This is a genomic window from Enterobacter sp. YSU, from assembly GCF_016082135.1.
GTDB classification, from domain to species: Bacteria; Pseudomonadota; Gammaproteobacteria; order Enterobacterales; family Enterobacteriaceae; genus Enterobacter; species Enterobacter hormaechei_C.
The window spans coordinates 703,219-716,821 of record NZ_CP059487.1; the positions used below are offsets into that span (position 1 = coordinate 703,219).

The following is a 13,603-nucleotide window of genomic DNA, read 5'->3' on the forward strand; positions in this document are numbered from 1 at the left end:
CAGGCCCCTGAGATGGAATTTAGTGAAGAGTTCTTGCGTGAAGCATTCCGTCAGGACTCCGAGGCAAATCGCCGGGAGGCATCATGACAGTCACCCATAACGGCAAGCAGTACACCGCCAAAAAGCTCAACGATAACGAGTGGCAGCTGACGTCGGTGTCGGCACCGCGGGAAAAACTGGTGCTGAACCGCTGGCAGATGCATATCGCTGGCCTCCTGGAACAGGTTGAGGTGAAGGTATGATCAATCACTACGGCACCACCCCGCTCATACGCCAGTGCGTCACTCCTGGCATGATGGCAATGCATGAAGGCCGCACTTATCGCGTCTCAGCAGTCATTCAGGAGCGCAAATGGGTGTACCTGCACACCGATGCAGAAATCATACGTCTCAGTGACTGCGTGATTGACGTCCTTCTGGACGGTCACGGCAACCCTATCCAGCACTAACGACCCTATTCAACCTATCGGCCTGGCATAACGCGGGCGGGATCTGCACATCAAAATTTCAGGAGAAACCATGAGCGAAGTAACGGACTTAACTGTCATCGAAATCAATCCGGAGCAGGCGCCAGTGCTGTACGTAGCGGGCGGCCTTGACGCGTACCTTGAGCAAATCCGCCAGGCTGTAAACGAAGTGCCGGACCTGTCCACGAAGAAAGGCCGTGACCGTGTTGCCTCTCTGGCAGCGCAGGTGTCCCGCAGCAAGACGGCAATCGAAAAGCCAGGCCGTGAGTACCTGAAGCGCCTTAAAGAGGCTGTGCGTCCGGCTGAGGCCGAAATTAAGCGATTTGTTGATGCCTGTGACGAGCTGCGAGATGAGACCCGCCGCCCACTCACCGAATGGGAAGCTGAGCAGGAACGAATCCGGGTCGAAGAAGCCTGGAACTCTATGCACGAAGAAGCATTGGTGATGAACAAGATGTTCGATGACCAGCTCGCCGCGCAGATCGAAGCAGACCACGAAATGGCTCTGCTGATGAACGACAAGTTTGACCGTGACCGAGAAGAGCAGCGCCGCCAGGCGGAACAGGCTCAGCGTGAACGTGACGAGCGGCTGAAGCAGGAAGCGGCAGAGCAAGCCCGCCGCGATGCCGAAGCGAAACACAAAGCTGAGATTGAAGCCGCAGCACGCCGTGAAGCTGAAGAGAAAGCACGTGCAGAGCTGGCGGAACGCCAGCGCATTGAAGCGGAACAGCGTGCGGCACGCGAGAAGCAGGAAGCAGAAGCCCGGGCGGAAAGAGAAAAAGCTGCGGCAGTGGAAGCTGAGCGCCTCAAAGCAAAACAGGCAGAAGAGAAACGCCTGGCAGAAGAGAAGCGAATCGCCGATGAGCAGGCAAAGCGTGAAGCCGATGTGAAGCACCGCAAGACGGTCGGCACCAACATCGTTAACGCGCTAACCAGCCACACCAGCATCACGCGAGAACAGGCTATCGAAGTGCTTACCGTTCTGAAAGATGACCTGATCCCCTGCGCGAAAATTCATTACTGAGGTGAATCATGAATATTACATGCGAGTGCGTAGACATGCGCACATCCGTCGGCCCCCACAACACCATCAAAGTTGAGATGGAAGGCGTTGTCCTGGCCGGCACCGTTAAAACCCGTGACGTACTCCCCCAACTCGACGGCGCAGAAGTCATCGAATGGCTGGCTGAGCAGGGTTACATCATCACTCATCAGGAGCGCGCAGCATGACGGCCGCAGAACGGTGGGATGAAGAGTCATTCCTGCGCCTTATGCACGACGAGATACCGGAAAAGCCGGAGAACGACAACGAGCCAGTCAACCTGGCCGCCGAGCGGCAGAACCCGATCATTAGTTGGGATGAATTTGCGGGGAACTACACATGACAGATAAAAAAGTATACGCCGCCATTAGCGGCGTTGCTTCAGCGCTTGCTGAGAAGGGTATCAGCAAAGAAAGGAAGCAAGGGAGTCAGGTCAATTACGCGTTTCGTGGTATCGACGACATTTACAACGCGCTGGCCCCGGAGTTGGTAAAAAACAAACTCCTGATCCTACCCCGATACACCGAACGCACCAGCGTCGAGCGAACCAGCAAAAATGGCGGTGCGCTGTTCTACATCACGGTTCGTGGCGACTTCGATTTCGTCAGCACCGAGGACGGCAGCATCCACACCGTCACCACCTATGGTGAAGCGATGGATAGCGGCGACAAGGCCACAAACAAGGCCATGTCGATAGCATACAAATACGCGGCGTTTCAGGCGTTTTGCATCCCAACTGAGGAAACTGCAATCGACGCGGATGCCGAAACCCATCAGGTGCAACCGGCAGATGCCGAAACCCATCAGGTGCAACCGGCAGATGCCGATCAAATTCTCGCTGAATTTACTCAGTACGCCAGTACTGAAAAAGACAGCAAAAAATTGCAGGCGCAATACGCGACAACATGGTCACGTCTGAATGGTTTTGCTGATCACCAGGCTAAATGCAAAGACGTCACCGGCATTCGACTAAAAGAACTTAAACAGGCGGCTTAAATGGCTATTAACACAATCACAGTTTCAGGAAATGTCGGTAGAGACGCGGTACTGCGCGTCACGCCAAACGGGAAACACATCGCCTCGTTTTCACTCCCGGCAAAATCTGGGTTTGGCGAGAATGAGAAGACATCATGGCTGAATTGCAAGATGTTCGGGGCAATGGCCGAGAAGCTCTCTGGCGCGATTGTTAAGGGAGCAAAGGTTGCTGTTACTGGCGAGTTTGTAATTGAGGAGTGGACTAAGCAGGACGGTTCGCAGGCGCAGATACCGACAATCCTGGTACGGGATATTGATCTCCCACCACGCGGCACGCCAGGAAATGATAATTCCCGTCAACAGGCATCATCGCATCCACAACACCAACGGCAACAACGCTCACCGGCACCACAACATCAACCAAGCGAACCACCAATGGACTTCGACGACGACATACCCTTTTGAACCATCTCCCGGTCAGGAGAAACCAATGAACAAATTTACCCCCGAATATCGAAAACATCTTCTCCGGCCAATCCCTGACCGGAAACTTAGCCCGCAAGAATGCGCCGATCGCAAAGAGCTTTACCAGATCATCCGTGAGGAGCGTGAGAACGATACATCACCGGCAAAGCCATCGACTTACAGGCCATGTGATCCATATCTGAATGACAACCGCAAAGGTCTTGGCGGTGCTTCAAGGAGTGACTAATGACTCACGCTCACGACGACATCAGGGTTGGCACACTGTGCCTTCCCTTCATTGGTAACGGCTGGCTAATGCCATGGGGTGAAGTGGTCAGCAATCCATTAAGGCGCAGCGGCTCGCTGAGGAATATCGGGAAAGGCAGGAGGTGGCATGAAATACGGAAGCGTGTGCAGCGGCATCGAAGCTGCCAGTAAAGCGTGGGAACCTATCGGCTGGAAACCTGCCTGGTTCTCTGAAATCGAACCATTCCCATCCGCAGTCCTCGCCCATCACTGGCCGGAAGTAACTAACCTCGGCGACATGACCAAAATCGCCGATGCTGTGCGCGCTGGTGATGTCGAAGCGCCTGATGTTCTGGTCGGCGGTACGCCTTGCCAGGCATTCAGCATCGCAGGCTTGCGTGAAGGCCTGTCTGACGACCGCGGGCAATTAACTCTCTCTTACGTGGAATTAGCCAATGCAATCGACGCAAAGCGCCGCGAACGCGGTGAGCCAGAAGCAATCATCGTCTGGGAAAACGTCCCCGGCGTGCTCAGTAGCAAAGACAATGCCTTCGGGTGCTTTCTGGCAGGACTTGCCGGAGAAAGCAGTGAGTTGCAGCCAGCAGGGGGAAAATGGACGCACGCAGGTTGTGTGTCTGGACCAGAAAGGGTTATTGCCTGGCGTGTCCTTGATGCTCAATTTTTCGGAGTGGCCCAACGACGCCGCCGTGTGTTCGTTGTCGCAAGTGCTCGAAAAGGATTCGATCCCGCAGCGGTACTTTTTGAGCTCGACAGCGTGCGCCGGGATTCTGCGCCGAGCAGAACATCGAAAACGGAAACTACCGATATTGTTGGAAATTGCGCTGAAAACGGCAGCCACTGGGATAACCCAGCAAACCCTCACCCAACCCTCAACCAGTCACACAACATCGGAGGAATAGGCCAGAGCAATCAGGAACTGTTCAGCCAGCGAGGATGCGGGATTATAGCGCAGTCGGTTAATGGCGACATTTCCCACACCCTGAAAGCAGAAGGCTTTGACGGAAGCGAGGACGGAACGGGGCGCGGAACGCCGATTATCGCTATGGCTCACGGGCAGGGCGGTGCCGAGATTAAAACGGACAATTCCGCGCCTACGCTCACTTGCAACCACGAAGCGCCTATCGCTGCTTACGGCATTCCTGGCAACTGGATAGGCCGCGCACCGGAGAACGGAGGCAACGCAACTGAGCCAATGGTTGATATCGCGCCATGCCTCACCGTCGCTGACCGTCATGGCGTTGCCTATGGCTTCCAGCCGCGCATTGCCCGAAATGGTCGCGGCGACATGGGCGATGTCTGCCATGCGCTAACTGCGGAGGCTGGAGAGACAGGGAAGGGGGATTCAGCGCCGCATGTGGCAATCGCTTTCAGTAAAAACAAAAACACTCAAGGGGGAGAGTATGGCTGGATGGATGGCAGAGCACCGCAAGGCGAGAATGATTTGCCCTCCGGGTCCGTGCGAAGTTTGCGGAGCGATGAATGCCGAGGTGCATCACAAGAACGAGAACTGGAAGGATCACAGGCTGGAGAATCTACAGCGACTATGCCGGAGTTGCCATATAAAGGCTCACCGCTCAGGGAAGAAGTGCATGATGTGCGACAGGCCGCACAAGGGGCTAGGGTATTGCGAGATGCATTACCAACGCTTCAGGAAGTGGGGAGATCCAACTGTTGTGAAGGACAACCAGCATACGAATTTGCGCAGGGACTCGGAGAGCAGAACTATAACCAAGTGCATGGTAGAAGGTTGCGAGGGAAATCATCACTCGAAGGGATATTGTGCCAGACATGCGCAACAAAATCGGCGAGGTACGCTAGGGAGCACGAGCAGCACCAAGCAGGAAGCAATGCAAAAAGCATGGTCAACGCGCCGTTTGCGGTCAGAAGATTGACGCCGGTGGAATGCGAGCGCCTTCAGGGCTTTCCTGATAATCACACTCTGATCGGCTGGCGCGGAAAGGATGCTGATGAATGCCCGGACGGGCCACGCTATAAAGCCATCGGCAATAGCATGGCAGTACCGGTTATGCGCTGGATCGGAGAGCGCATCGCCGCAGCGCTGCCCGCCGAGAAGCTGAACGGTGATTATGGTGGAAGTAAGACACCACTAGACCAGCGCGACCTATGGCGCACTCCACCAGCCCTCTTCGCTGCTCTTGACGCTGAGTTTTGCTTCCAACTGGATGCCGCTGCGGCGCCGCATAACGCGCTGTGCCGGAAGTTCATCACAGCCGAGCAGAACACGCTGGAAACGCCGTGGGCTGATTACCTGAATATTCCAGGCTACGTCTGGCTGAACCCGCCATACAGCGACATCACGCCCTTCGTTAAGAAGGCTGCCGTCGAGAGTTCCAATCAGATCGGCACGGTCATGCTGGTACCGGCAGACACATCGGTTGGCTGGTTTAAGGAGGCTATCCAGACCGCCAGCGAGGTTCGCTTCATCACCGCTGGGCGGCTGGCATTTATCAACCCGGTCACCGGTAAGCCAGTATCGGGAAATAACAAAGGGTCGATGCTCATCATCTGGCGACCGTACCCGCGTACACACTGCCACTTCGCAACGGTGGACCGGGACGAGCTGATGGCTTTCGGGACGAAACTTCTCGCCCGCAGGGAGGCAGCATGACGCCAGCAAATGAAAACGCCATCCGCGCCGCCTGCCGCCGGTGCACCGAAGAAATCCAGCAGGCCATGCGCAAGAAGCCAAAGCCTAACTGGAACGAAACGGTGCCTCCCATCATCAACAAGCATCACAAGAAAATTGAAGCTCTGGGAGTTAGCCTCCTGGAGTTCGTCGTCAAAACTGGCCGCCTGAACGGGCGGTTTGGAGCCGAACAATGAATATGAAAACTGAAAAAATCGTGATGATGGACAGCGATGAAGCGGCCAGCATCCAGACCGTAACTGGTTGGGTAGACCGTCAAGGTCGTTTCTGGGGCGGTGACGAGCACCAGGCGCGTTGGTGCGGCGCTACTCATCGCAAGTGTAAAAACAAACCTGATGAGCATCCTATTCATAGCACTCATGGCTATTGCGAAGAATGCCACCGCGAAAGCCGCCAAACTAAATTCGCTACCTTTGAGCGCGCAGTATGGGCTGGAGAGCCGCTCGTTATCTTTGATGATGACCATTACTTTTTCGACGCCGAATCGCTGGCCGACTATTGCTATGAGCACTCCCTGCTGCCGAGCGAGTTGCAGTTAATGATCTGCGAACCTAATTACCCGCCGGAGTTCGACCTGGAACAGCACTGCGAAGAGATCATGCCTGATGGCGATGACTATTACTGTTTGCCGCAAGCTGTGCGCGATGCTGCTGAGGCGCTGAATAAGGCGCTGAAAGAAAGTGCTCCAGTATCGTGGAGCGCCAGCAACCGTGTGGCGATCGTCTCTGACGACATGCTCACCGACGAGCAGAAGGCCGAAATAATGGCGGAGCGCGCCGCATGAACAGAGCCTCACCCGTTGACTTGAGGACGAGCCTCGAAATAGCCAACAACCTCGCGCGCATCGGGATTCGCTTTGTGCCGATCCCGGTGGCGACAGATGAAGAGTTCCAGGCGCTGGCCGCCGAGCTATCACGAAAGCTTGAGCAGATGGCAGTCGAAGCTGAGAAGAATGAAGGCGGTGCAGCATGAAGGCATTAATCACTATGGAGCTTAAGGCTCCTTTTTTATTGCTGGCATTCACATTCAACCGACTTAACCGACAGTTCCGGGAGCACCCATGAAACGAACATCCATAGCATTAGCTGTCATGGCCGGCACTCTGGCTTCGATTAAACCGTGCAGCATCGCAGAAATTCCCCCTTCTCTATGTACCGGAAATAGCTACCCGGTTAGCGGCGGGAAGACTGGCATTGCAGCGGCGCGTCGAGCCGCCAAGAAACGCAGGAGAGCACGAAATGGCTGACATCATCGACACCGCAGCAGAGATTGAAGAGCTTCAGCGTAACGCTGCCCTTTCCGCTCACCGCATCGACCGCAACGCTGTATCAGCTGAGCGTTGTGAAGAATGCGACGAACCAATTCCCGAGCCGCGACGCGCTGCCGTTCCCGGCTGCCAGACGTGCGCCAGTTGCCAGGCTGATTTGGAACTTATCCGTAAGCAAAGGGGCTCCTGATGGATTACACCAAACTCAGTGATGGTCAAATCAGCGTGCTTCTCGCAAACCTTCTTAAGCCGAAATATGAAGCAGAAATAAGTCCTCATCACTCAGGAGGTGCTCAGCTTAGCTGGGATTGGTGTGGAACCAAAGCAACCACTGGCTTCTTCCCTTTGCACAAAGCGGAAGAGCTTTTCCCGGTAATGAAGAAACATCGGATCAGGCTCGTTCCATCAGGAAAGACTGTGTGGATGGCATCACACGAATTAGGTTTTACCGCCACTCACCGTAATCCACTTCGCGCCGTGGCAATTGTCTACCTCCTTTTGCAGGAGTCATCCAATGTTCCAGCTAATTCAACGGGGTCAGATTTACGCTGACCAGCACGGTTGGCCCGTCATCATCCACAGCTGCACTTCTCAGATAGTCCGCTACTGGCGACAGGGCCGGATAAACACCGCTTCAATCGACCGCTTTAATAACGATTTCGAACACCTCGATCACCGTGAGGCGACGCAGATACGCGCCGAACTGGAGACGAGCGAGCACATTAAATCGCTGCGTGCCCGGCGCGCGGCATAAGGAGAGATTATGGGAAAGGTGACGTTTGTATTTGAGTATGAAGATGGCAAAGAGCCGTCAGTTAATGCTGGCATGTCGTTTATGGGTGGGAAGATTGTAGCGGCTGCTTTTCGTGACGCTCTTGAAGAGCCTGAGATATGCGACGAGATGGAACCTGATCCTGACTACCTTGAGAAAATACGCAGTCAGTTATGACGCAACTGATAGCCAGTTATGAGCTGGCTATTGGGTGCGAAAGCACCGCCTCACATCCCTTGATGTTATTGCCGCCTACGGGCGGCGTCTTTTTTGCCTGGAGGAAACCAATGGAAGAGGAAATCTTCACACGTGAAGAGGCTGCGTCGTACCTGAAGGTCGACAAAGGAACCATCACGCAGTGGATCCGCAGCGGTCGACTTCCGGCCGCAAAGATAAATCCAGAAAAACCCAAGAGCCCGTATCGCATTTGTAAGTCTGACTGCATTGCAGCGCTGAAGTCTGTCCGACACAATAGCGCTGTGAATGCGGTTGGTATGCAGGAGGAAAAAGCATGTCAATCAAACTACGCGGTGGCACGTGGCACTGCGACTTCGTCGCGCCAGATGGATCACGAGTTAGACGTTCTCTTGAAACCTCAGACAAGAGAGAAGCGCAGGAACTTCACGATCGTCTGAAGTCGGAAGCGTGGCGGGTAAAACAACTTGGGGAGTCGCCTAAGAAGTTATTCAAGGAGGCCTGCATAAGATGGCTCAGGGAGAAAGAGGATAAGAAGAGCCTGGATGATGACAAAAGCATCATTAAGTTCTGGTTACTGCATTTCAGAGAGACTGTTCTCGCTGACATCACAACAGACAAAATAATGGAGGCGGTAGACGGAATGGAAAACCGCCGCCATCGCCTGAACTGGGAAATGACCAGAGACAGGTGTTTGAGACTCTCTAAACCAGTACCAGATTATATTCCAAAGCTCGCAACGAAGGGAACAAGGACGAGGCATCTGGCTATACTCAGGGCCATTCTGAATATGGCGGTGCAGTGGGGGTGGCTGGATAAAGCGCCGAAGATATCCACGCCCAGGGTGAAGAATGGCCGCATCCGCTGGCTGACGGAAGAAGAGTCGAAGCGTCTTTTTGCAGAGATAGCCCCTCACTTCTTCCCGGTCGTTATGTTTGCGGTCACCACCGGCCTTCGTCGATCGAACGTTACCGATCTGGAATGGTCACAGGTCGACCTCGATAAGCGGATGGCATGGATGCACCCTGACGAAACTAAAGCCGGCAACGCCATCGGCGTTCCACTGAACGAAACAGCGATAGGGATACTGAGGAAGCAGCAAGGTCTCCATAAGCGCTGGGTGTTCGTTCATACGACTCCAGGGTACAGAAGCGACGGAACCAAAACGGCAGCTGTCAGAAAAATGCGGACAGATAGTAATAAGGCATGGAAGGGAGCACTAAAGCGGGCAGGCATTAGCAATTTCCGCTTCCATGACCTCAGGCATACATGGGCAAGCTGGCTTGTTCAGTCTGGTGTTTCACTTCTGGCGCTGAAGGAAATGGGTGGATGGGAGACGCTGGAAATGGTTCAACGATACGCACATTTGTCTGCCGGACATCTTACTGAGCACGCGAGCAAAATTGATGCGATTATTGGTCGCAATGTCACAAATACGGCACAAGAGGAGAATGTGGTTTACTTGAATGTAAGATAAGTGATTGAAATAATTGGTGCCGATAATAGGAGTCGAACCTACGACCTTCGCATTACGAATGCGCTGCTCTACCAACTGAGCTATATCGGCCCTGAAAGGCCGGTTACGAGCGTAACCACGGGGCAAAAGAGTAGATCTAACCGGGTGATGCGTCAATGCCCTTTTGAATCAAACGGCTATTTTTGCATCACCCGCGATTATTTACCCACGAATCGTATCATCACCGTAGCCGATCCACTTGTAGGTGGTCAGCGCTTCCAGCCCCATCGGACCGCGGGCATGCAGCTTCTGAGTGCTCACAGCCACCTCCGCGCCCAGACCAAACTGGCCGCCATCGGTGAAGCGCGTCGAGGCATTCACATAAACCGCAGACGAATCCACTTCATTCACAAACCGATCGGCATTGCGCAGGGTGCGCGTCAGGATCGCGTCAGAATGCTGGGTTCCGTGTTCACGAATGTGCGCAATAGCGTCATCGAGATCCGCAACCACCTTCACGTTCAGATCCAGCGACAAATACTCATCGTCGTACTGCTCCGCGTTAACCGGAACGACCTTCGCCGGACCGTCTTTCAGCAGGGCGAGAGACTTCTCGTCCGCATGCAGCGTGACGCCACTTTCCGCCATCTGCTTGCTCAGCGCTGGCAGGAAGGTACTGGCGATGCCCTGATGCACCAGCAGCGTTTCCACCGTATTACAGGTGCTTGGACGCTGTGTTTTAGCGTTGACGATAATCTTCAGCGCAGGTTCTACCTCCGCGGTGTCATCCACTACGATATGGCATACGCCAATACCACCGGTGATCACCGGAACGGTAGATTGCTCACGGCACAGCTTGTGCAAGCCCGCGCCGCCGCGTGGGATCAGCATGTCGATGTATTTGTCCATGCGCAGCATCTCGTTGACCAGCGCACGGTCGGGGCTTTCAATCGCCTGCACGGCACCCGCCGGTAAACCACACTCCTCCAGCGCCTGCTGAATGACGTTTACCATCGCGGCGTTGGTGCGCCAGGTCTCCTTCCCGCCACGCAGGATCGCGGCGTTACTGGTCTTCAGGCACAGGGAGGCGACATCCACCGTCACGTTTGGACGCGCTTCGTAAATCACCCCAATGACGCCAAGCGGCACGCGGCGACGCTCAAGGCGTAATCCGCTGTCGAGCACCCCACCGTCAATCACCTGCCCTACCGGGTCGGCGAGGTTGCACACCTGACGGACGTCGTCAGCAATACCTTTCAGACGCGCCGGGGTCAGCGCCAGACGATCGAGCATCGCTTCACTCAAGCCGTTGCGACGCGCTTCCAGCAGATCCTGCTCGTTGGCGAGCAAAATTTCCTGCGACTGAGATTCCAGATAATCAGCGATTTTTTCCAGCACGCGATTTTTCTCGCGGCTGGAAAGGAGCGCCAGTTTATAAGAGGCGGCTTTCGCGGCTGCGCCCATTTGTTCCAGCATGTTCTGGCTCCTTAACGAATAATCATGTCGTCACGATGCACGGCAACCGGGCCATATTCATAGCCCAGGATGGCGTCGATCTGCTGGGAATGGTGACCAGCAATCCGACGCAGCGCGTCGCTGTTATAACGACTTACGCCATGAGCGATGTCGCGACCTTCAATGTTACGGATTCGGATCACTTCACCACGCGAGAAGTTGCCTGTCACGCTTTTAATTCCTTTTGGAAGTAACGAGCTTCCTCTTTCCAGAATAGCGGCGGTCGCGCCTTCATCCACGGTCAGTTCGCCAGCCGGGGGCGCGCCAAAGATCCAGCGCTTTCGGTTTTCCAGCGGGGATGCCTGAGCGTGGAATCGTGTGCCCACAGAGATGCCTTCCATCACATCACCGATCACGCCCGGACGGCTGCCCGCGGCGATGATGGTGTCGATACCGGCCCGACACGCCACGTCCGCGGCCTGGAGCTTGGTGCCCATGCCGCCTGTCCCCAGACCAGAAACGCTGTCACCCGCAATGGCGCGCAGCGCATCGTCAATGCCGTGAACGTCTTTAATTAGTTCTGCCTGTGGATTAGAACGCGGGTCAGCGGTAAACAGCCCCTGCTGATCGGTCAGAAGCAGTAGCTTATCGGCCCCTGCCAGGATCGCCGCCAGCGCAGAGAGGTTATCGTTGTCGCCCACTTTGATTTCAGCGGTGGCAACAGCGTCGTTTTCGTTAATGACCGGAACGATATGGTTATCCAGCAGTGCACGCAGCGTATCGCGGGCGTTCAGGAAACGTTCTCTGTCTTCCATATCCGCACGCGTCAGCAGCATCTGCCCGACGTGAATGCCGTAGATGGAGAACAGTTGTTCCCAGAGCTGTATGAGTCGGCTTTGTCCCACGGCGGCCAGCAGCTGTTTGGAGGCGATCGTCGCGGGGAGTTCGGGGTAGCCCAGGTGTTCACGCCCGGCGGCAATCGCCCCGGAAGTCACAATCACAATACGATGCCCTGCGGCATGCAACTGAGCGCACTGACGTACAAGCTCAACGATATGGGCACGATTCAGGCGGCGCGATCCGCCTGTTAACACACTGGTACCGAGTTTTACCACCAGCGTCTGGCTGTCACTCATGATTCTCTGCCGTTCAACAATAAGGGAAAATGATGTCAGTCAGACGTTTTAACAGGTGTCAGCTCCGTTGCCAACTGCCTTAGCGCATGACCCGTCACTTTGTTGCGCGGGATCAGGAAGCGTAGCGGCAGATTTTGACAATTTTATTACCGAAAAATTAAAACATACTTTTTTAGACATATTCTTACTTTGTCATAAAACTTTCACCCACGAACGATAAAACCCTTCCTGTTTTTCACGGGGTAATAAGTCGAATCTTATTGCTCAGCGAATATTAGCGCGTTTTTATAAAATCAGGATTGAAAATGAAAAAGAGCACTCTGGCATTAGTGGTAATGGGCGTAGTTGCTTCCGCATCTGTTCAGGCAGCAGAAGTTTATAATAAAAACGGGAATAAACTGGACGTGTACGGCAAAGTAAAAGCAATGCACTACATCAGTGATGATGACGCTAAGGATGGTGACCAGACTTACGTTCGTTTCGGCTTTAAGGGTGAAACGCAGATTAACGATCAGCTGACCGGCTACGGACGTTGGGAAGCTGAGTTCGCAGGTAACAAAGCTGAGAGCGACTCTTCTCAAAAAACACGTCTGGCATTTGCCGGGCTGAAACTGAAAGACTTCGGCTCACTGGATTACGGCCGTAACCTGGGCGCGCTGTATGACGTCGCCGCATACACCGATATGTTCCCGGAGTTCGGCGGTGACGGCCTGGCGCAGACCGATAACTTCATGACGAAACGCGCCTCCGGTCTGGCCACATACCGTAATACCGATTTCTTTGGCCTGGTTGACGGCCTGAACATGACCCTGCAATACCAGGGCAAAAATCAAAACCGCGACGTGAAGAAGCAAAACGGTGACGGCTTCGGTACCTCCCTGAGCTATGACTTCGGCGGCAGCGATTTTTCTGTGATTGGTGCCTATGCCAGCTCCGATCGCACTAACGATCAAAACCTTCAGGCACGCGGCGAAGGTAAAAAAGCAGAAGGCTGGGCAACCGGTTTGAAATATGATGCCAACGATATTTATCTGGCCACTATCTATTCCGAAACCCGCAATATGGCCCCTATTTCCGGTGGCTTTGCAAATAAAGCGCAAAACTTCGAAGTGGTCGCACAATATCAATTTGACTTTGGTCTGCGTCCATCTCTGGGCTACGTGCAGTCTAAAGGCAAAGATATCGAAGGTATCGGCGATGAAGATATCGTGAAATACATCGACGTAGGTGCGACATATTATTTCAACAAAAATATGTCTGCGTTTGTTGATTATAAGATCAACCAGATCGATGACGATAATAAACTGGGCGTAAGCAGCGATGATATCGTTGCGCTGGGCATGACCTACCAGTTCTGATGTTGTGGTAATAAAAAAACCGGCGCTGAGCCGGTTTTTTTGTGCCCGGTGACGCTGTGCTTACCGGGCGTACGGGATAGT

22 protein-coding genes and 1 tRNA gene are annotated in these 13,603 nt (G+C 54.3%); 20 read left to right on the forward strand and 3 right to left on the reverse strand.

Annotated elements, in window-relative coordinates; genetic code table 11:
- The first annotated feature begins 83 nt into the window (after window positions 1-83).
- From H2Z33_RS03435 to H2Z33_RS03535, 19 genes are all read left to right on the forward strand, one after another.
- Entirely contained in the window at window positions 84-242 is a 159-nt protein-coding gene (locus tag H2Z33_RS03435; protein ID WP_023330205.1) for a hypothetical protein, read from the forward strand.
- Window positions 239-448, forward strand: a complete 210-nt coding sequence (locus H2Z33_RS03440; RefSeq protein WP_006809788.1) for a cell division protein FtsZ — start codon at window positions 239-241, stop codon at window positions 446-448. Before H2Z33_RS03435 ends, H2Z33_RS03440 begins: the two co-directional genes overlap by 4 nt.
- 70 nt (window positions 449-518) lie before the next feature.
- The gene (locus H2Z33_RS03445; protein WP_063867362.1) at window positions 519-1,490 is read left to right on the forward strand and encodes a hypothetical protein; all 972 of its coding nucleotides are present in this window, start codon (window positions 519-521) and stop codon (window positions 1,488-1,490) included.
- Window positions 1,491-1,498: 8 nt separating this feature from the next.
- Window positions 1,499-1,696 (forward strand): hypothetical protein, encoded by a 198-nt coding sequence (locus H2Z33_RS03450; RefSeq protein ID WP_032667076.1) that lies wholly within the window; start codon window positions 1,499-1,501, stop codon window positions 1,694-1,696.
- Window positions 1,693-1,851, forward strand: coding sequence for a hypothetical protein (locus H2Z33_RS03455; protein ID WP_162269976.1), 159 nt, complete (start codon window positions 1,693-1,695; stop codon window positions 1,849-1,851). Before H2Z33_RS03450 ends, H2Z33_RS03455 begins: the two co-directional genes overlap by 4 nt.
- Window positions 1,848-2,504, forward strand: a complete 657-nt coding sequence (locus H2Z33_RS03460) for an ERF family protein (RefSeq protein WP_063867364.1) — start codon at window positions 1,848-1,850, stop codon at window positions 2,502-2,504. The genes H2Z33_RS03455 and H2Z33_RS03460 overlap by 4 nt, the downstream gene beginning before the upstream one ends.
- Window positions 2,505-2,948: a single-stranded DNA-binding protein gene (locus tag H2Z33_RS03465; protein WP_063867365.1), complete on the forward strand. Its 444-nt coding sequence runs from the start codon at window positions 2,505-2,507 to the stop codon at window positions 2,946-2,948.
- A gap of 25 nt (window positions 2,949-2,973) precedes the next feature.
- Window positions 2,974-3,195 (forward strand): hypothetical protein, encoded by a 222-nt coding sequence (locus tag H2Z33_RS03470; RefSeq protein WP_063867367.1) that lies wholly within the window; start codon window positions 2,974-2,976, stop codon window positions 3,193-3,195.
- Window positions 3,195-3,386, forward strand: a complete 192-nt coding sequence (locus H2Z33_RS03475; protein ID WP_400169802.1) for a DUF1317 family protein — start codon at window positions 3,195-3,197, stop codon at window positions 3,384-3,386. Before H2Z33_RS03470 ends, H2Z33_RS03475 begins: the two co-directional genes overlap by 1 nt.
- Entirely contained in the window at window positions 3,343-5,844 is a 2,502-nt protein-coding gene (locus H2Z33_RS23365; protein ID WP_063867018.1) for a phage N-6-adenine-methyltransferase, read from the forward strand. The genes H2Z33_RS03475 and H2Z33_RS23365 overlap by 44 nt, the downstream gene beginning before the upstream one ends.
- Window positions 5,841-6,059: a hypothetical protein gene (locus H2Z33_RS03495; RefSeq protein WP_032680689.1), complete on the forward strand. Its 219-nt coding sequence runs from the start codon at window positions 5,841-5,843 to the stop codon at window positions 6,057-6,059. Before H2Z33_RS23365 ends, H2Z33_RS03495 begins: the two co-directional genes overlap by 4 nt.
- A complete protein-coding gene (locus tag H2Z33_RS03500; RefSeq protein WP_063867020.1) occupies window positions 6,056-6,667 on the forward strand; it encodes a hypothetical protein in 612 nt (203 codons plus the stop codon). Before H2Z33_RS03495 ends, H2Z33_RS03500 begins: the two co-directional genes overlap by 4 nt.
- A complete protein-coding gene (locus H2Z33_RS03505; protein ID WP_063867021.1) occupies window positions 6,664-6,855 on the forward strand; it encodes a DUF1382 family protein in 192 nt (63 codons plus the stop codon). Before H2Z33_RS03500 ends, H2Z33_RS03505 begins: the two co-directional genes overlap by 4 nt.
- A 266-nt stretch (window positions 6,856-7,121) precedes the next feature.
- Window positions 7,122-7,340 carry a TraR/DksA family transcriptional regulator gene (locus tag H2Z33_RS03510; RefSeq protein WP_063867345.1) on the forward strand — a complete coding sequence of 73 codons (219 nt, stop codon included), beginning with the start codon at window positions 7,122-7,124 and terminating at the stop codon, window positions 7,338-7,340.
- Complete coding sequence (locus H2Z33_RS03515; RefSeq protein ID WP_072202601.1) at window positions 7,340-7,702, forward strand: hypothetical protein; 363 nt, start codon at window positions 7,340-7,342, stop codon at window positions 7,700-7,702. The genes H2Z33_RS03510 and H2Z33_RS03515 overlap by 1 nt, the downstream gene beginning before the upstream one ends.
- The gene (locus H2Z33_RS03520; protein WP_023306020.1) at window positions 7,665-7,904 is read left to right on the forward strand and encodes a DUF4222 domain-containing protein; all 240 of its coding nucleotides are present in this window, start codon (window positions 7,665-7,667) and stop codon (window positions 7,902-7,904) included. Before H2Z33_RS03515 ends, H2Z33_RS03520 begins: the two co-directional genes overlap by 38 nt.
- Window positions 7,905-7,913: 9 nt before the next feature.
- Complete coding sequence (locus H2Z33_RS03525) at window positions 7,914-8,099, forward strand: hypothetical protein (protein ID WP_023306019.1); 186 nt, start codon at window positions 7,914-7,916, stop codon at window positions 8,097-8,099.
- Between the two features lie 110 nt (window positions 8,100-8,209).
- Complete coding sequence (locus H2Z33_RS03530; RefSeq protein ID WP_072023904.1) at window positions 8,210-8,557, forward strand: helix-turn-helix domain-containing protein; 348 nt, start codon at window positions 8,210-8,212, stop codon at window positions 8,555-8,557.
- Window positions 8,440-9,594: a site-specific integrase gene (locus tag H2Z33_RS03535; protein ID WP_232350973.1), complete on the forward strand. Its 1,155-nt coding sequence runs from the start codon at window positions 8,440-8,442 to the stop codon at window positions 9,592-9,594. Before H2Z33_RS03530 ends, H2Z33_RS03535 begins: the two co-directional genes overlap by 118 nt.
- Window positions 9,595-9,608: 14 nt before the next feature.
- On the opposite strand, the gene H2Z33_RS03540 is transcribed toward H2Z33_RS03535, so the two are convergent.
- The 3 genes from H2Z33_RS03540 to proB form a co-directional block, all read right to left on the reverse strand.
- A tRNA-Thr gene (locus H2Z33_RS03540) sits at window positions 9,609-9,684 on the reverse strand.
- 111 nt (window positions 9,685-9,795) lie between these two features.
- The gene (proA, locus tag H2Z33_RS03545) at window positions 9,796-11,049 is read right to left on the reverse strand and encodes a glutamate-5-semialdehyde dehydrogenase (protein ID WP_063135465.1); all 1,254 of its coding nucleotides are present in this window, start codon (window positions 11,047-11,049) and stop codon (window positions 9,796-9,798) included.
- Between the two features lie 11 nt (window positions 11,050-11,060).
- Complete coding sequence (proB, locus tag H2Z33_RS03550) at window positions 11,061-12,164, reverse strand: glutamate 5-kinase (RefSeq protein WP_032652660.1); 1,104 nt, start codon at window positions 12,162-12,164, stop codon at window positions 11,061-11,063.
- A gap of 305 nt (window positions 12,165-12,469) precedes the next feature.
- On the opposite strand from proB, the gene phoE reads away from it, so the two are divergent.
- The gene (phoE, locus tag H2Z33_RS03555) at window positions 12,470-13,522 is read left to right on the forward strand and encodes a phosphoporin PhoE (protein WP_048973781.1); all 1,053 of its coding nucleotides are present in this window, start codon (window positions 12,470-12,472) and stop codon (window positions 13,520-13,522) included.
- Window positions 13,523-13,603: the final 81 nt, after the last annotated feature.